Origin of the sequence: Stenotrophomonas sp. 169 (assembly GCF_014621775.1) — a bacterium.
Classification (GTDB): Bacteria; Pseudomonadota; Gammaproteobacteria; order Xanthomonadales; family Xanthomonadaceae; genus Stenotrophomonas.
Genome location: NZ_CP061204.1, coordinates 1,104,269 through 1,119,852, shown reverse-complemented (window position 1 = coordinate 1,119,852; position 15,584 = coordinate 1,104,269). Strand labels below are relative to the sequence as shown.

The 15,584-nt window shown below is 65.7% G+C and carries 20 protein-coding genes; 17 read left to right on the top strand and 3 right to left on the bottom strand.

The window, feature by feature from the left end; all coding sequences use genetic code 11:
* Positions 1-32: 32 nt before the first annotated feature.
* A complete protein-coding gene (locus tag ICJ04_RS04710) occupies positions 33-833 on the top strand; it encodes a DUF3108 domain-containing protein (RefSeq protein WP_188326394.1) in 801 nt (266 codons plus the stop codon).
* Positions 834-835: 2 nt separating this feature from the next.
* Positions 836-1,519 (top strand): DUF3108 domain-containing protein, encoded by a 684-nt coding sequence (locus ICJ04_RS04705; RefSeq protein ID WP_188326393.1) that lies wholly within the window; start codon positions 836-838, stop codon positions 1,517-1,519.
* 65 nt (positions 1,520-1,584) lie between these two features.
* Here the strand turns inward: ICJ04_RS04705 and ICJ04_RS04700 are convergent, their stop codons facing one another.
* Genes ICJ04_RS04700 through ICJ04_RS04690 form a run of 3 tightly spaced genes read right to left on the bottom strand, consistent with a single transcriptional unit; the run spans position 1,585 to position 3,404 of the window.
* Positions 1,585-1,884 carry an EF-hand domain-containing protein gene (locus ICJ04_RS04700; RefSeq protein ID WP_188326392.1) on the bottom strand — a complete coding sequence of 100 codons (300 nt, stop codon included), beginning with the start codon at positions 1,882-1,884 and terminating at the stop codon, positions 1,585-1,587.
* Positions 1,881-3,152, bottom strand: a complete 1,272-nt coding sequence (gene murA / locus ICJ04_RS04695; RefSeq protein WP_188326391.1) for a UDP-N-acetylglucosamine 1-carboxyvinyltransferase — start codon at positions 3,150-3,152, stop codon at positions 1,881-1,883. Before murA ends, ICJ04_RS04700 begins: the two co-directional genes overlap by 4 nt.
* Before the next feature lie 21 nt (positions 3,153-3,173).
* Entirely contained in the window at positions 3,174-3,404 is a 231-nt protein-coding gene (locus ICJ04_RS04690) for a BolA family protein (protein ID WP_012510288.1), read from the bottom strand.
* Between the two features lie 53 nt (positions 3,405-3,457).
* Between ICJ04_RS04690 and ICJ04_RS04685 the strand changes: the two genes are divergently transcribed.
* The 15 genes from ICJ04_RS04685 to ICJ04_RS04615 all read left to right on the top strand — a co-directional run bounded on the left by ICJ04_RS04685 (position 3,458) and on the right by ICJ04_RS04615 (position 15,545).
* Positions 3,458-4,483, top strand: coding sequence for a KpsF/GutQ family sugar-phosphate isomerase (locus ICJ04_RS04685; protein ID WP_188326390.1), 1,026 nt, complete (start codon positions 3,458-3,460; stop codon positions 4,481-4,483).
* Positions 4,484-4,545: 62 nt separating this feature from the next.
* Positions 4,546-5,094, top strand: a complete 549-nt coding sequence (locus tag ICJ04_RS04680; protein WP_188326389.1) for an HAD hydrolase family protein — start codon at positions 4,546-4,548, stop codon at positions 5,092-5,094.
* Positions 5,091-5,651, top strand: a complete 561-nt coding sequence (gene lptC / locus ICJ04_RS04675) for an LPS export ABC transporter periplasmic protein LptC (protein ID WP_188326388.1) — start codon at positions 5,091-5,093, stop codon at positions 5,649-5,651. The genes ICJ04_RS04680 and lptC overlap by 4 nt, the downstream gene beginning before the upstream one ends.
* Before the next feature lie 54 nt (positions 5,652-5,705).
* Entirely contained in the window at positions 5,706-6,215 is a 510-nt protein-coding gene (gene lptA / locus ICJ04_RS04670; RefSeq protein WP_188326387.1) for a lipopolysaccharide transport periplasmic protein LptA, read from the top strand.
* A complete protein-coding gene (gene lptB / locus ICJ04_RS04665) occupies positions 6,215-6,934 on the top strand; it encodes an LPS export ABC transporter ATP-binding protein (RefSeq protein WP_188326386.1) in 720 nt (239 codons plus the stop codon). Before lptA ends, lptB begins: the two co-directional genes overlap by 1 nt.
* A gap of 40 nt (positions 6,935-6,974) precedes the next feature.
* Positions 6,975-8,423 carry an RNA polymerase factor sigma-54 gene (locus tag ICJ04_RS04660; protein ID WP_188326385.1) on the top strand — a complete coding sequence of 483 codons (1,449 nt, stop codon included), beginning with the start codon at positions 6,975-6,977 and terminating at the stop codon, positions 8,421-8,423.
* Positions 8,424-8,477: 54 nt separating this feature from the next.
* Positions 8,478-8,810, top strand: a complete 333-nt coding sequence (gene raiA, locus ICJ04_RS04655) for a ribosome-associated translation inhibitor RaiA (RefSeq protein ID WP_188326384.1) — start codon at positions 8,478-8,480, stop codon at positions 8,808-8,810.
* A 21-nt stretch (positions 8,811-8,831) separates the two neighbouring features.
* On the top strand, positions 8,832-9,284 hold the full coding sequence (locus ICJ04_RS04650) for a PTS sugar transporter subunit IIA (protein ID WP_188326383.1): 453 nt from the start codon (positions 8,832-8,834) through the stop codon (positions 9,282-9,284).
* Entirely contained in the window at positions 9,281-10,231 is a 951-nt protein-coding gene (gene hprK / locus ICJ04_RS04645) for an HPr(Ser) kinase/phosphatase (protein ID WP_188326382.1), read from the top strand. Before ICJ04_RS04650 ends, hprK begins: the two co-directional genes overlap by 4 nt.
* A gap of 90 nt (positions 10,232-10,321) precedes the next feature.
* Entirely contained in the window at positions 10,322-11,203 is an 882-nt protein-coding gene (gene rapZ, locus ICJ04_RS04640; RefSeq protein WP_188326381.1) for an RNase adapter RapZ, read from the top strand.
* A gap of 149 nt (positions 11,204-11,352) precedes the next feature.
* Complete coding sequence (locus ICJ04_RS04635; protein WP_188326380.1) at positions 11,353-11,745, top strand: PTS fructose IIA subunit family protein; 393 nt, start codon at positions 11,353-11,355, stop codon at positions 11,743-11,745.
* Positions 11,738-12,007: an HPr family phosphocarrier protein gene (locus tag ICJ04_RS04630; protein ID WP_188326379.1), complete on the top strand. Its 270-nt coding sequence runs from the start codon at positions 11,738-11,740 to the stop codon at positions 12,005-12,007. The genes ICJ04_RS04635 and ICJ04_RS04630 overlap by 8 nt, the downstream gene beginning before the upstream one ends.
* A 2-nt stretch (positions 12,008-12,009) precedes the next feature.
* On the top strand, positions 12,010-13,767 hold the full coding sequence (gene ptsP / locus ICJ04_RS04625; RefSeq protein WP_188326378.1) for a phosphoenolpyruvate--protein phosphotransferase: 1,758 nt from the start codon (positions 12,010-12,012) through the stop codon (positions 13,765-13,767).
* 138 nt (positions 13,768-13,905) lie between these two features.
* Positions 13,906-15,267, top strand: a complete 1,362-nt coding sequence (gene mgtE / locus ICJ04_RS04620; protein WP_188326377.1) for a magnesium transporter — start codon at positions 13,906-13,908, stop codon at positions 15,265-15,267.
* An 11-nt stretch (positions 15,268-15,278) separates the two neighbouring features.
* Positions 15,279-15,545, top strand: coding sequence for a hypothetical protein (locus ICJ04_RS04615; protein ID WP_188326376.1), 267 nt, complete (start codon positions 15,279-15,281; stop codon positions 15,543-15,545).
* Positions 15,546-15,584 lie beyond the last annotated feature (39 nt).

The window sequence follows — 15,584 nt, the reverse complement described above, 5'->3', positions numbered from 1 at the left end:
ATGCTGCCCCCTTCCCTTTGCCTCTGCCCGGTATGAAGAAGACGACGCTGCACCGACCCGCGCTGTTGCTGTCCGCCCTGTTCTGCATGGCGGCGCTGCCTTCGGCTGCGCAGCAGGCCGCGCCTGCCGTCCCGGCCGAAGCGCCGCCGGTGCCCGGCCTGGCGGCGATGGCGTGGGAGCCCCCGGTACTGGAGCCGTTCACCGCCACCTACCAGGCCCTCTACAAGGGCAAGGAAGCAGGCGATGCCACCATGCGCGTCACCCATGCCAGCGGCACTCAATGGCGGGTGGACATGCAGGTGGTCGGCCGGCGTGGCTTTGCCAGCGTGCTCGGCTTGAATCTGGAACAGAGCACGGTGTTCGAGAACCGCAACGGCCAATACGTGCCGCTGAGCCAGAGCACCGTGCGCAAGGGATTGTTCCTCGGCAAGAAAGTCACCGGCACCTACGACTGGCAGGCCGGGACGGCACGCTGGCTGGGCGACCTGAAGAAAGAACGCACCCAGCCCATTGCGCTGCAACCCGGCGACCAGAGCGCGTTGCTGCTGAACCTGGCGATCATGCGTGACGCCCGCCCGGGCAGCAGCCTGCACTACCGCTACGTCGATGTCGGCCGCGTGCGCCAGCATGACTACCAGGCCGCCCCTGCCACCGAAAGCGTGCAGGTCGGCGAACTGTCCTACGACGCGCTGCGCGTGTACCGCACCAATGGCGGCAATGACGAAACCATCCTGTGGATCGCAAACGGTGTTCCCACGCCGGTGCGGATCCTGCAACGCAAAGATGGCGAGGACAACATCGACCTGCGCCTGATCGAATACCAAGGAGTCTGAGCATGACCACGTTTCAACGCCCGCTGACCTGGATCGCCGCTGCCGCCCTGTCGGTGGCCAGCCTGCCCGCCATGGCCCTGCAGCCGTTCAAGGCCGATTACCTGGCCAGCTACATGGGCATGCAGGCCAACGGCACCATGACACTGGCCAGTGAAGGCACGGGCAAATGGCGCTACAGCCTCAAGGTGAAGAACCAGCTGGCCGACCTGAGCCAGAGCACCGTGTTCGAGGAAGCCAACGGGCGCCTGCGTCCGCTGAGCAGCCAGGACAGCTCGGTGCTGCTGGTGAAGAAGCGCAACGTGCAGGCCAACTACAACTGGACCAGCAACCAGGCCACGTGGACCGGCGACATCAAGCCCGAACGCGCAGGACCGGTCGCTTTGAAGGCCGGCGACATGGATGCGCTGCTGATCAACCTGGCGATCGCGCGCGACCTTGCCGCCGGCAAGCCGCTGAACTACCGCATGGTCGACGAAGGCCGCATCAAGCCGATGACCTACCGCGTGGTGGGCAAGGAGGCTGTCACCGTGGCTGGCAAGAGCTACGAAGCGACGAAGGTGTCGCGCGTGGACGGCAACAAGGAACTGATCGCCTGGATTGTGCCGGAGTTCCCGGTGCCGGCGCGGCTGCTGCAGCGTGAAAGCGGCAAGGACGCGCTGGACCTGACCATCAAGGGCATCAACTGAGGCATGGGGAGTGACGGCCGCTGGCCGTCATTCCCCGTGTTGACGGCCAGCGGCCGTCACTACCCTCATTCCGCCTGGAACACCGTGCGGCAGTCCACGCGGATCTGCTCGCCGCTCTTGCGCCACAGGAAGGTGCGGCACTCGCGGTTGCCTTCCTTGGTTTCTGAAACGCCCACTGCGTAAAACGCCTGCAGGATCTCGTCACGGGTCACCGTGCCGTCGGCGTTCCAGTCCATGTCCTTCTGCTCTACTCCCTTGGTGATGGCGAGGCCGGCAAACCAGGCATACGCCAGGTAAGCCAGCATCAGAAGCACCAGGGCCAGCAGCGCCTTGCGGCGGCGCGTGAACTTGCCGCGCAGGATCATTGCACGCGCCGGATGGTGGCACCGAGCGAAGAAAGCTTCTCTTCGATGTTCTCGTACCCGCGGTCCAGATGGTAGATGCGGTCGATGGTCGTATCACCATCGGCCATCAGGCCTGCCAGGATCAGCGAGGCCGACGCGCGCAGGTCGGTCGCCATCACCGGTGCACCGCTCAGCCGCTCGGCACCGCGCACGATCGCCGTGTGGCCTTCGACCTGGATGTCCGCGCCCACGCGCAGCAGTTCGTTGACGTGCATGAAGCGGTTTTCGAAGATGGTTTCGTTGATCACGCCTACGCCATCGGCCACGCAGTTGAGCGCCATGAACTGCGCCTGCATGTCGGTCGGGAACGCGGGATACGGCGCGGTGGTCAGGTTCACCGACTTCGGCCGCTGCCCCTGCATGTCCAGGGTGATGGTGTCGGCGGTGGTGCTGATGGTGGCGCCGGCCTCGATCAGCTTGGACAGCACCGCTTCCATCGTGTCCGGGCGCGCACGGGTGACGGTCACGCTGCCGCCGGTCATTGCCGCCGCCACCAGGAAGGTGCCGGTTTCGATGCGGTCGGGCAGCACTTCATGGCGCCCGCCATGGAGACGCTTCACGCCTTCGATGACCAGCCGGGCGGTGCCCAGTCCTTCGATCTTCGCGCCCAGCGCGATCAGGCACTGCGCCAGATCGGTGACTTCCGGCTCCATCGCGCAGTTGTCCAGAACGGTGGTGCCTTCGGCCAGGGTCGCGGCCATCAGCACGTTCTCGGTGCCGGTCACGCTGACCATGTCGAAGGTGAAGTGGCCACCCTTCAGCCGCTTGGCGCTGGCCTTGATGAAGCCGTTTTCGACCACGATGTCCGCACCCAGGGCCTGCAGGCCCTTGATGTGCTGGTCGACCGGACGCGAGCCGATCGCGCAGCCGCCCGGGAGCGACACTTCGGCTTCGCCGAAGCGGGCCAGCAGCGGGCCCAGCACCAGGATCGAGGCGCGCATGGTGCGCACCAGCTCATACGGCGCCACGTGCTGGTTGACCGGACGCGGGTCGACCACGATGGCGCTGCCACGCGACAGCGTGCCCTGGTCGATGGTGACCTTGGCGCCCAGTTCGCCCAGCAGCTTCACCGTGGTCACCACGTCGTGCAGGTGCGGCACGTTGGTGATCTCGACCGGTTCGTCGGCCAGCAGGGTCGCGCACAGGATGGGGAGGACGGCGTTTTTGGCGCCGGAGATGCTTACTTCACCGTGCAGCGCTTTGCCGCCGGTCACAACGATCTTGGCCATGTATCAGGGTCTTTTTCGGGTTCAGCCGGCTTCGGCCGGGGTCACGGTCTTCAGTGCCAGCGCATGGATCGCGCCGCCCATCAGATCGCCGAGGGTGGCGTACACCATGCGGTGGCGGGCCAGCGGCATCTTGCCCGCGAAGGCATCGCAGACCACGGTCGCCTCGAAGTGCACGCCATCATCGCCCTGCACGTCGGCACGGGCGCCGGGCAGGCCGGTTTCGATCAGATTGCGGATGGTGTCAGCGTCCAACGGGCTTTCCTAATAAAATGTCGGTTCATTCTACTCTGCTGCGTGGCATCCGAATGGCTGACACCAACCTGCCCCTCCCTCCTGCCGGCCTGCCGGGCAAGGCCCCGGCCGACCCGGCCGCGCTGGTCGCCAGCGGCAAGCGCGTGTTCCAGATAGAACAGGAAGCGCTGCAGGCGGTGGCCGCCGGCCTGGGCGATGCCTTCCAGCAGGCCTGCCAGCACATCCTGACCGGGCGGGGCCGCGTAGTGGCCACCGGCATGGGCAAGTCCGGGCACATCGCGCGCAAGATCGCCGCCACGCTGGCGTCGACCGGCACGCCGGCGTTCTACGTGCACCCCGGCGAAGCCGGCCACGGCGACCTGGGCATGATCACCGAAGCCGACGTGGTGCTGGCGCTGTCTTATTCCGGCGAGTCCGATGAGCTGCTGATGCTGCTGCCGGTACTGAAACGGCAGGGCAACGTGCTGATTTCCATGACCGGCAAGCCGCAGTCCAGCCTGGCGCGCGCCGCGGACGTGCATCTGGATGTGAGCGTACCGGCCGAAGCCTGCCCGCTGGCGCTGGCACCGACCTCGAGCACCACCGCCTCGTTGGCGATGGGCGATGCGCTGGCGGTTGCGCTGCTGGATGCGCGCGGCTTCACCGCCGATGACTTTGCCCGCTCGCACCCGGCCGGCAGCCTGGGCCGCCGCCTGCTGCTGCACATCACCGATGTCATGCACAGCGGTGACGATCTGCCACGCGTGGACATCGGCGCCAGCCTGAGCGAGGCGCTGGTGGAAATGAGCCGCAAACGGCTCGGCATGACGGCCGTGGTCGATGCGGATGGGGTACTGATCGGCCTGTTCACCGACGGTGACCTGCGCCGCGCGCTGGACAGCGAGTTGGACGTGCGCAGCGCGCGGATTGCCGATGTGATGACCCGCAACCCCCGCACCATCAATGCCGATCAGTTGGCGGTCGAGGCCGCACGACTGATGGAAACGCATAAAATCAACGGCTTGATGGTGGTGGATGGCGGCGGGCACGCGGTGGGTGCACTCAACATTCATGACCTGTTGCGGGCCCGGGTGGTTTAACCGAACACGTCCCGCCCCCATTCATTGATTACCGCACGACGAATCCGGATACCCCCCTGACGATGCCCTGGTCCCCCCTGCCCGCTTTCCCCGCCCACCTGCATGCCGTTGCCGGGCGTATCCGGCTGGCCTGCTTTGACGTGGACGGCACGCTCACCGATGGTCAGCTTTACTACGACCGTGAAGGGAATGAGAGCAAGGCATATTTCGTGCAGGACGGGCTGGGACTGAAACTATTGCAGAAGCACGGCATCCATCCGGTGCTGATCACCGCGCGCAACAGCCAGTCGGCGTTGAAGCGTGGGGCAGACCTGGGCATCGACACGCAGATCGCGGTCGGCGACAAGCTGGCCAGCGTGCAGGCGCTGTGCGAACAGCACGGCATCGGGCTGGACCAGGTGGCCTTCATGGGCGATGACCTGCCCGACCTGGCCCCGCTGTGCCACGTCGGCCTGGCGGTCGCGCCGGCCAATGCGCACCCGTGGATCGCCGAGCGCGTGCACTGGCAGACCCACGCCGAGGGTGGCCGCGGTGCCGCACGCGAACTGTGCGATGTGCTGCTCGCCGCTCAGGGCCGTGTCGACGCCGTGCTTGCAGGGTTCGGCGCATGAACTGGCGCACCGTGATCGGCGGCGTACTGCTGGTGGTGGCCGTGCTCAGCGGCTGGTCGCTGTTGCGCAACCGGGACAAGGGCCCGCAGGTCACCGTGGACGACGGCACCGTGGACTACGTCCTGCACGATTTCCAGATCGTGGTGCTGGACGACGAGGGCAAGGAATCGACCACGCTGCGCGCGCCGCGGCTTGAGCGCCTGCGCGCCGACCAGACCATGACAATCGCCACCCCGGTGTTCGAAATGCCGGCCAGCGATGGCAACCACTGGACGCTGCGCAGCCAGACCGGCTGGGTCAGCGCCAAGGGCGAAGAGATGCGCCTGCGCGGCGATGTGAGTGGCGACAGTCCCAGCGAGGGGGCGACCCCGCCGACCACGTTCCGCACCACGCACCTCAACGTCTTCCCGAAAGACAACCGCGCCGCCACCGATGCGCTGGTGACCATGACCCGGCCGGGCATGGAACAGAGCGGCGTCGGCTTCGAGCTGGATTCCAAGAACAACACGTATCATTTCCTCAGCCAGTCCAAGGGCCGCTACACGCCCCAGCGCTGATCCCTCTTTTCCTGCCCGGCTGGCCCGGGCACCCCATCCGGCAGAACGGACACGATGAAAATCCACTTTGCAGTTCTTTGCGCGCTCAGCTTGTTGTTCCCGGTGGCCGCCCATGCGAAATCCACCGACCGCAACGAGCCGATGAACATCGACGCCGGCGCCCAGTCCGGCACGCTCACCGGTGACGGCAAGACAACGCTGTCCGGCGGGGTGATCATCACCCAGGGCTCGCTGGACCTGCGCTCGGCCAGTGCGGAGATCCAGATCAAGGATAGCGAACCGGTGCGTGCGATCTTCACCGGCAAGCAAGCCAAGATGCGCCAGCAGATGGACGACGGCAGCTGGATGGACGCCACCGCCGACCGCATCGACTACGACATCACCGGTGAAATCATCACCCTGACCGGCAACTACAAGGTCACCAGCGCGCGCGGCACCAATGCGGGCCAGCGCATGGTCTACAACACGCGCAGCGGTGAAATGAACAGCGGTGGCGACGGCACCCGCGTGCGCACGGTCATCCAGCCGAAGAACAAGGCACCGGCCGCAGGGAGCAGCAAGTAATGCTCGTTGCCAAAGGCCTGCGCAAAAGCTACAAGCAGCGCGAAGTCGTCAAGGACTTCGGGCTTACCCTGGAAGCGGGCGAAGTGGTGGGCCTGCTCGGTCCCAACGGCGCCGGCAAGACCACCTGCTTCTACATGATCGTCGGCCTGGTGGCCGCCGATGCCGGCAGCATCGTGCTGGATGGCAAAGACATCACCAGCGACCCCATGTACACCCGCGCCAAGCAGGGCGTGGGCTACCTGCCGCAGGAACCGTCGGTGTTCCGCAAGCTCACCGTGGCCGACAACATCCGCCTGGTGCTGGAGCTGCGCGATGACCTGGACCGTGCCGGCCGCGAACGCGAACTGGCCAGCCTGCTGGACGAACTGCAGCTCGGCCACGTCGCCGAACAGTTGGGTGCCAGCCTGTCCGGCGGTGAGCGACGTCGTTGCGAAATCGCCCGCGCACTGGCCGCACGGCCCCGCCTGATCCTGCTCGACGAGCCCTTCGCCGGTGTCGATCCGATTTCGGTCGGCGAAATCCAGCGCATCGTGACCCACCTGAAGCAGCGCGGCATCGGCGTACTCATCACCGATCACAATGTCCGCGAAACCTTGGGAATCTGCGACCGCGCGTATATCCTCGCTGAAGGTACGGTGCTCGCCCAAGGTGCGCCTGCGGATCTGCTGGACAACGCGGATGTCCGCCGCGTCTATCTGGGAGACTCCTTCAAGCTCTGAAGGTGGCCGCCGGACCCTCCTCTTTCCGTTGGGCGGTGGCATGAAAACGCGGTTGCAGACATCGCTGGGGCAGCATCTGGTCATGACGCCGCAGCTGCGCCAGGCCATCCGGCTGCTGCAGATGTCGACGACCGAGCTGGATGTCGAAATCGCCGAAGCAGTGGAAACCAATCCGCTGCTGGACTGGGACGACAGCCCGGAGCGGACGCCCGGCAGCGAAGTAGGCAGCAGTGAAGCACCTGCCGGTCAGGACGCACCGGCAGACAGCGGGGCGCCGTCCGCGGATGCCGGTGGCGATGATGACTGGACGCCCGCAGAAGTGGACTGGAGCGGCTCGGGCAGCAGCAGCGGCTCGTTCGATGAAGATGACCTGGGCAGCGCCGCCGAGCGGGTTGCCGATACCGAAACCCTCGCCGATCACCTGCTGTGGCAACTGCATCTTTCGCCGCTGTCCAGCCGCGACCGCAACATCGGTGCCGCACTGATCGATGCGATCGAAGACGACGGCTACCTGCGGGAAGCATTTTCCGGCATCGCCGAAACGCTGCTGCCCGACATCCATGCGGGCGACGACGAAATCCTGACCGTCCTGCATCAGATCCAACGCTTTGATCCGGTCGGCGTGGGGGCGCGCACACTGGGCGAATGCCTGCAGTTGCAGCTGGATGTACTGCCCTTGGACACACCGGCGCTTGCGCTGGCCCGGCGCATCGCCGGCGGCCCGCTGGAGCGCCTGCCGCGCAGCGGCGTAGCCGGTATCGCACAGGAGCTGAAACAACCCGTGGCCGACGTGGACGCGGCGGTGACGCTGCTGCGTTCGCTGGATCCGCGCCCAGGCACGCAGATCGCCGCTGTGGCACAGGACACCTATGTCGTGCCGGATGTCGTCATCTGGCGACAGGCCGGCGTATGGCGGGCCGCGCTGGCCGGTCACGCCGGGCCCAAGGTGGTCATCCACCGGGGCTACGAGAGCCTGATCCGCCGCTGTGGCGAAGCAGATGCCGGGTACCTGAAAGCCCACCTGCAAGAGGCACGCTGGCTTTTAAAGGGGCTGGAGGCGCGCGGCGAGACCCTGCTGCGGGTAGTCGGCAGCCTGCTGCAGCACCAGGCCGGGTTCCTGGAGTTCGGCGCACAGGCACTGCGCCCGCTCACCCTGCGCGAAATCGCCGGAGAGCTCGGCCTGCACGAATCCACCATCTCGCGCGCCATCGCCCGCAAGCACGTGCGCACGCCACGCGGCACCTTGCCGCTGCGTGCCTTCTTCGCCTCCGGCATCGATACCGACGGCGGCGGGGAGGCGTCCAGTACGGCCATCCAGTCGATGATCCGGAAACTGATCGACGATGAGAACCCGCGCAAGCCGCTTTCTGACGCCAAGCTGGCTGACCTGCTGAAAACCTCGGGTATCCCGGTAGCGCGCAGGACCGTGGCGAAGTATCGTGAAGCCATGAACATTTCCGCCTCGCACGAAAGAGTCAGAATCGCTTGACGCATACCGCGCCCGGCGGAAAGGTTCATTGGCAAATCCAAAAGGAGATACCCGATGCGCATTGAAACGTTTGGCAAAGACGTCGAAGTCACCCCGGCCCTGAAGGAATATGTAGAGACCAAGTTCAAGCGGCCAGGCAACCACTTCGTCGGCGAGCACTGCGAAACTCGGGTCACGTTGAAGCTGCAGAAGAACGAACACCACGTGGATGCGACCGTGAACATTCCGGGGCAGACGCTGCACGCTGAAGCCCATGGCCAGACCATGTATGCGGCCATCGACATCCTGGCCGACAAGGTCGACCGACTGCTGACGTCGGAGAAGGAAAAGAAGCAGCAGAAGAAACAAGCGCACGTCCCCCTGCCGTTGGGCGACAATGACGGCTGATGCCTTCACTTCATCCCGCTCATGCCCCTGACTGATCTGATGGCAGCCGTGCAGACCCAGGTCTGCGCGGCCACCGACCGCGACGGCGTCCTGCTGGCTGCAGCGCACCTGCTGGCCTGCCGACAGGCCAACACCGAACAGATCCACCGCAACCTGCGCGAGCGCGAGGCGCTGGGCAGTACGGCCATCGGCCACGGTATCGCCATTCCACATGGCCGCGCACCCGCCCTGGAACGCCCCCGCGGCGCGCTGCTGAAGCTGCTGACGCCCGTGGATTTCGGTGCGGAAGAGCCGGTGGACCTGGTGTTCGCGATCGCGGTGCCGTCTCATTACACCCACCAGCACCTGATGCTGCTGTCCGAGCTGGCCGAACTGTTTTCCGAATCCAGCATCCGCGACGCGCTGCGCGACGCCAAGGACGCAGACGCACTGCGCGCCATCATCGACTTCCCGCCACCGGCGAGCGCCGCATGAATACGAGCATCACCGCACGCGAACTGTTCGACCAGCAACGCGACAGGCTGGCCTTGCGTTGGGTCGCCGGACAGAAAGGCGACAAGCGCGAGCTAGAGGCCGGCAACACGGTTTCCCGCCGCCCATCGCTGGCCGGCTACCTCAATGCGATCTACCCCAACAAAGTGCAGATCCTCGGCACCGAAGAACTGACCTGGCTGGACTCGCTCGATTCCCGGCTGCGGTGGGAGACCATCGAAAAGATCATGCAGTCGCACCCGCTGGCACTGGTGATCACCCGCAACCAACCCTGCCCGGAAGACCTGCGTGCTGCAGCCGATGAATCCAATACGCCGCTATGGCTTTCGCCCAAGCGCGGGCACGAGCTGCTGAACCACCTGTCGTACCACTTGGCCCGTACGTTGGCACCGCGGGTGATCCTGCATGGCGTTTTCATGGAGATCTATTCCATCGGCGTGCTGATCACCGGTGAAGCCGGGTCCGGCAAGAGCGAGCTGGCGCTTGAACTGCTGAGCCGTGGTCACCGCCTGGTCGCCGACGATGCCCCCGAATTCACCCAGATCGCCCCGGATGTGCTGGACGGCACCTGCCCGGAGCTGCTGCAGGACCTGCTGGAAGTGCGCGGCCTGGGCGTGTTGAACGTGCGCGAGATGTTTGGTGACACGGCGGTAAAGAAGAACAAGTACCTTCGGCTGATCGTCCACCTGACAAAGCCGATGACCGAACCCAGCGCTTACGGATACGAACGCCTGACCGGTGATTCCGGGACCCGCCACGTGCTGGACCTGGATGTGCCGCTGATCACCCTGCCCGTGATGCCCGGACGCAATCTGTCGGTGCTGACCGAGGCCGCCACGCGCCTGCACATCCTGCGCACCAAGGGCATCGACCCCGCCGCGATGTTCATCGCCCGCCACAGCAACCTGCTCGAACGCCGCAGCCCCTGAACCCGGTAGTGACGGCCGCTGGCCGTCAACCCACGGATCACCGCCACCCCGCCAGCCGCCACCACCCCGCCCGCCACCAGTGAGCCCGCCATGAACCGCCCTGCCCCGCCCGCCCCGACCCTGATCATCGTCAGTGGCCTGTCCGGTTCTGGAAAGTCCGTGGCCCTGAAAACCTTCGAAGACCAGGATTACTACTGCTCCGACAACCTGCCCATCGACCTGCTGCCCGGATTCGTGCGCAGCGTGCTGGCAGTGAAGGGCACCGCGCCGCGGCGCCTGGCGGTAGGCATCGATGTGCGCGGCCAGAGCGACCTCAGCCAGCTCGCGCAGTGGCGCAGCCAGGCCGAAGAAGCCGGCGTGCGCGCACAGTTGCTGTTCTTCGAAGCCAACGACGAAGCGCTGCTGAAACGCTACGCCGACACCCGCCGTAGGCACCCTCTGAGCCAGCTGGGCCTGTCGCTGCCGGAGGCCATCGAGCGCGAACGCGAGCTGACGTCTCCGCTCCGCGACGCCGCCGACGCCATCATCGACACGACCGCGCTCAACGTGCACCAGCTGCGCCGGCGCATCGTGACCGAGTACGCCCTCGGCCATGCCACGCCGTTGTCGCTGCTGTTCGAGTCGTTCGCCTACAAGCGCGGCGTGCCGGCCGAGGCCGACTTCGTGTTCGATGCGCGCGTGCTGCCCAACCCGCACTGGGACCCCGAGTTGCGCCCGCTGAGCGGCCGCGAAGGCGGCGTGCGCGATTACCTGGAGGCGCAGCCCGAAGTCCAACGCTACGTCGGCCAGCTGACCGATTTCCTCGACACCTGGCTGCCCAAGCTGGGCAACGACACCCGCAGCTACGTCACCGTGGCCTTCGGCTGCACCGGCGGCAAGCACCGCTCGGTGTTCCTCGCCGAACGCCTCGCCCGCCATGCCCGCGAACAGGGCTGGCAGGACGTTGCCACTTACCACCGCGAACTCGACTGAAAAAAGGGGACGGAGGGGATTAAGTCGTTATCGGCGTGCAGTAGCCAATAACGACTTAATCCCCTCCGTCCCCTTTTTTATGAATACGGAACACTGAAGGGCTCTACGACTGCTATCGCAGCTTCATGCCGACCTGTTAACGTTCAGGCATGACCTGTGGCATTCTCCTCGTAACCCACCCTGGCGTCGGATCTGCCCTGCTTGATGTGGCGACCCGGCTGCTGCGGCATCTGCCGTTGAAGACTGAAGCGTTCGACGTGCCGTTCGATGCAGATCTGGACACCTTGCTGCCCCACGCATCGGCTGCCATGCGCCGTGTGGATGGCGGCGATGGGGTGCTGATCCTGACCGACCTGTACGGCGCGAGTCCCAGCAACCTGGCCGCGAAACTGGCCCGACTGGGAACGCCGGCGCGGCGGGTAGCGGCCTTGAGCCTGCCGATGTTGTTACGAGTGATGAACTATCCGGAACAGGACCTGGATCAATTGCCCGCCACTGCGGCGGCGGGCGCGCGCAATGGAGCGATAGTCGACGATGCTTGAGAAAGAACTCACCGTAACCAACCGCCTGGGCCTGCATGCCCGCGCCACTGCGAAGCTGGTGCAGGAGCTGGCGCCTTTCCGCTGCAACGTGACCATGGCCGCCAAGGGCCGCGAGATCAATGCCAAGAGCATCATGGGTGTGATGCTGCTGGCCGCCGCCCAAGGCACACCGGTGACCATCCGCATCAATGGTGAAGACGAGCAGGCCGCGATGGATGCGGTGGTCTCGCTGTTCGAGCGTCGCTTCGACGAGGACAGCTGAGCATGCCGCGCGCCCGCGCTGGATTGTCCCCCACCGGCCTGCCGCCGGTGCAACGGCTGTCCGGCCATGGCGCGTCCCGTGGTACCGCCCTGGGGCGGGCGCGGGTGCGTCTGGCGCACTCGCTGGACGTTGCCGAAAAGCGCATCGCCCCCCAGCAGGTGGAGAAGGAGCTCAAGCGCCTGCACGCCGCACTGGACGCCGCACGTGCGGAGATGCACGACCTGCGGCAGCGGCTGCAGGGGGCGTTGAACCAGGAAGCCGGCGAGTTTCTCGACCTGCACGCACTGTTGCTGGACGATCCCGAGCTGTTGTTCGGGCTGGACGAACTGATCCGCAGTGGGCCCTACAGCGCCGGGTATGCGCTGCGCCTGCAACGCGACCGGTTGGCCAAGGTCTTCGATGGCATGGACGATGCCTACCTGAAGAGCCGCATGGACGATCTGGATCATGTGATCGGCCGCATCCACGCCTTCCTGCAGCCGGTGCTGCCCCCCGCGGTAAAGGGCCTTGCCGGCGAGATCCTGGTCTGCGACAACATCGCCCCGTCGGAGATGGCGCAGTTGCAGTCGCAGGGCGTGGTGGCGATCGTCACCGTGGCCGGCAGCGCGCTGTCGCACAGCGCGATCCTGGCACGCAGCCTGCACCTGCCGCTGATCGTCAACGTGCCGGGCCTGCTCAACAAGGTCAGCGACGGCGACGTGCTGATCGTGGACGCCAGCGATGGCACCATCACCGTCAACCCGCGCGCCGAAGACCTGCGCGACTACCGCGTGCGTTTGAAAGAACACGCACGCGAACAGCGCGACCTGGGCCGCCTGCGCAGCAAGCCCAGCCGCACGCTCGACCACGTGGACATCGCGTTGCTGGCCAACGCCGAATCGCTGGAAGACGTGACCCAGGCGCATGCGCTGGGCGCGCAGGGGCTTGGCCTGTACCGCACCGAATTCCTGTTCCTGCAGCGCAACGAACTGCCGGACGAAGAAGAACAGTTCCGCACCTACCGTGATGCGGCGCTGGGCATGGCCGGCCGACTGGTCACCATCCGCACACTGGATCTCGGTGCCGACAAAGCCGACCGCACCGGCCTGACCCTGAGCAACGAGGAAAATCCCGCACTGGGCCTGCGTGGCGTGCGGTTGTCGCTGGCCCGTCCGCTGGTGGCAGACACCCAACTGCGCGCGATCCTGCGTGCCAGCGCCTACGGCAAAGTGCGCGTGCTGGTGCCGATGGTGAGCACGCGCGAGGAGCTGCTGGCCGTGCGCCGTCGCATGGCCAAGCTGACCGTGCAGCTTCGCGCCGAAGGCCATGCAATCAGCGAACGGGTGCCGCTGGGCGCGATGATTGAAGTGCCCGCCGCCGCGTTCGCGCTGGAGAGTTTCATCGACCTGGTCGATTTCCTGTCGATCGGCACCAATGATCTGGTGCAGTACCTGCTCGCCGCCGACCGCAACAACGAAGCCCTGGGTGAGCTGTATTCGCCGCTGCACCCTGCGGTACTGCGCTTGCTGAAGCTGGTGATCGAGACCGGTCAGCGTTACCGCATCCCGGTGGCGGTCTGTGGTGAGATCGCCGGCGACGCGCGGTTGGCCCCGTTGCTGCTGGCCTTGGGACTTACGGAATTCAGCCTGCATCCCGGCACGCTGCTGGAAGTGCGCCGCGCGATCCGCGAAAGCAACCTCGGCGAACTACGCGAGCGTGCGCCGAAGCTGCTCGCCGCCCGCGACCGCCGCAGCATCGAACGCTGGCTGGAAGCCTGCTGACCGGTGGCGACGGCCGCTGGCCGTCACTCTTTCCTGGCTTCTGCTTTTCACATAGCAGGACCATAATGACGCCCTGACCACCCCTGATGCGGCATCCTCCCCGGGATCGCAGCCTTTCTCTTTCCTGCGGGAGTTCCGATGGCCGAGGCCATACGCCACGACAAGACCGCGCGCCAACTGCGCCTGCTTTCCGATGCACTGGACAGTGGTCGGCTCGGCCCGGTGCGCCGCCTGGTCAACACGCTGGCGCCGGCCGAGATCGGCAACCTGCTCGAATCGTTGCCGCCCGGTAAGCGCGAGATCGTGTGGGGGCTGGTCGATCCGGAAGACGACGGCGAGGTGCTGGTCCACGTCGGCGACGAAGTGCGCGAGAGCCTGCTCGCCGACATGGACCCGGACGAGATCATCGCTGCGGTCGAAGACCTGGACATCGATGACCTTGCCGACCTGGTCGAAGACCTGCCGGACACCGTCATCGACGAAGTGCTCAAGTCGATGGACCGCGAGAACCGCGAACGCCTCGAACAGGTGCTGTCGTATCCAGAGGACAGCGCCGGCCGCTTGATGAATCCCGACGTGGTCACCGTGCGCGCGGACGTCAACGTCGATGTCGTGCTGCGTTATCTGCGCCTGCGCGGTGAGCTGCCCGATCACACCGATCACCTGTTCGTGGTCAGCCGTCGCCATCAGTACCTGGGACGCCTGTCGCTTGCGGCATTGGTCACCCACGAGGACAACACGCCGATCAACCGGCTGATCGACGACGAGCAGCCCGCAATCGACGTCGGCGAAAGCGCGGATGAAGTCGCCCGGCAGTTCTCCGATCATGACTGGGTATCGGCCCCCGTAGTGGACGACAACAACATCCTGCTCGGCCGCATCACCATCGATGACGTGGTCGATATCATCCGCTCGCAGGCCGAACACCAGGCGCTCGGCGCCGCCGGCCTGGACGAAGAAGAAGATCTGTTCTCGCCGATCAAGCGCGCCGTGCGCGGTCGCGTGGTCTGGCTGGGCATCAACCTGTGCACTGCCTTCCTCGCCGCCAGTGTGATCGGCCAGTTCGAACTGACACTGCAGAAAGTGGTCGCGCTGGCCGTGCTGATGCCCATCGTCGCCGGCGTCGGCGGCAATGCGGCGGTGCAGGTGCTGACCCTGATGGTGCGCGGCATCGCGCTCGGCCAGGTCGGCCCAAGCAATGCGAAGATCCTGCTGTGGAAAGAACTGCGGGTCGCCATGATCAACGGCACCCTGATCGGCCTGCTGGTCGGCTTGATCGCCTTCGTCTGGTTCCACAGCTGGCTGCTGTCGATCGTCATCACCCTGGCCCTGATGATCAACTTCTGTGCCGCTGCACTGGCCGGCGTGCTGTTGCCGCTGATGCTCAAGCGCATGAACGTGGACCCGGCCGTGGCCGGTACCGTGGTGGTCACCGCGGTGACCGACGTCATGGGCTTCTTCAGTTTCCTGGGCCTGGCCACCCTCATTCTGCTGCACTGACCGATACCGATATGGCCACTACCGTAAACAATTACTTCCAGACCGGCTGGCGCGACCAGCAGCACACCTGCGCCTCATGCGAATGGAAGGGCAGCTCGCGCACGATGGTGATGGAGCTGGCCGAGGACGTGACCGAATATGACTGCCCTGTCTGCGAAAACCCGTTGCTGATCGTGGTCCATCCGGATATCGAACAGGTACAGGCCGCTGCGGCGGCAGGCAACGAAGAAGCCCGCGAGCAGCTGGACATCATCGCGAGTTTCCCCCGCCCCGACTGATGCAGCGCACGATGCCGCGGCGGCAGAACAGGACTACGA

Excerpts from the sequence above, each read along its gene's own strand:
- ICJ04_RS04710 (WP_188326394.1), top strand. The coding sequence starts at position 33 with ATGAAGAAGACGACGCTGCACCGACCCGCGCTGTTGCTGTCCGCCCTG.
- ICJ04_RS04705 (WP_188326393.1), top strand. The coding sequence starts at position 836 with ATGACCACGTTTCAACGCCCGCTGACCTGGATCGCCGCTGCCGCCCTG.
- ICJ04_RS04700 (WP_188326392.1), bottom strand. The coding sequence starts at position 1,884 with ATGATCCTGCGCGGCAAGTTCACGCGCCGCCGCAAGGCGCTGCTGGCC.
- murA (WP_188326391.1), bottom strand. The coding sequence starts at position 3,152 with ATGGCCAAGATCGTTGTGACCGGCGGCAAAGCGCTGCACGGTGAAGTA.
- ICJ04_RS04685 (WP_188326390.1), top strand. The coding sequence starts at position 3,458 with ATGGCTGACACCAACCTGCCCCTCCCTCCTGCCGGCCTGCCGGGCAAG.
- ICJ04_RS04680 (WP_188326389.1), top strand. The coding sequence starts at position 4,546 with ATGCCCTGGTCCCCCCTGCCCGCTTTCCCCGCCCACCTGCATGCCGTT.
- lptC (WP_188326388.1), top strand. The coding sequence starts at position 5,091 with ATGAACTGGCGCACCGTGATCGGCGGCGTACTGCTGGTGGTGGCCGTG.
- lptA (WP_188326387.1), top strand. The coding sequence starts at position 5,706 with ATGAAAATCCACTTTGCAGTTCTTTGCGCGCTCAGCTTGTTGTTCCCG.
- lptB (WP_188326386.1), top strand. The coding sequence starts at position 6,215 with ATGCTCGTTGCCAAAGGCCTGCGCAAAAGCTACAAGCAGCGCGAAGTC.
- ICJ04_RS04660 (WP_188326385.1), top strand. The coding sequence starts at position 6,975 with ATGAAAACGCGGTTGCAGACATCGCTGGGGCAGCATCTGGTCATGACG.
- raiA (WP_188326384.1), top strand. The coding sequence starts at position 8,478 with ATGCGCATTGAAACGTTTGGCAAAGACGTCGAAGTCACCCCGGCCCTG.
- ICJ04_RS04650 (WP_188326383.1), top strand. The coding sequence starts at position 8,832 with ATGCCCCTGACTGATCTGATGGCAGCCGTGCAGACCCAGGTCTGCGCG.
- hprK (WP_188326382.1), top strand. The coding sequence starts at position 9,281 with ATGAATACGAGCATCACCGCACGCGAACTGTTCGACCAGCAACGCGAC.
- rapZ (WP_188326381.1), top strand. The coding sequence starts at position 10,322 with ATGAACCGCCCTGCCCCGCCCGCCCCGACCCTGATCATCGTCAGTGGC.
- ICJ04_RS04635 (WP_188326380.1), top strand. The coding sequence starts at position 11,353 with ATGACCTGTGGCATTCTCCTCGTAACCCACCCTGGCGTCGGATCTGCC.
- ICJ04_RS04630 (WP_188326379.1), top strand. The coding sequence starts at position 11,738 with ATGCTTGAGAAAGAACTCACCGTAACCAACCGCCTGGGCCTGCATGCC.
- ptsP (WP_188326378.1), top strand. The coding sequence starts at position 12,010 with ATGCCGCGCGCCCGCGCTGGATTGTCCCCCACCGGCCTGCCGCCGGTG.
- mgtE (WP_188326377.1), top strand. The coding sequence starts at position 13,906 with ATGGCCGAGGCCATACGCCACGACAAGACCGCGCGCCAACTGCGCCTG.
- ICJ04_RS04615 (WP_188326376.1), top strand. The coding sequence starts at position 15,279 with ATGGCCACTACCGTAAACAATTACTTCCAGACCGGCTGGCGCGACCAG.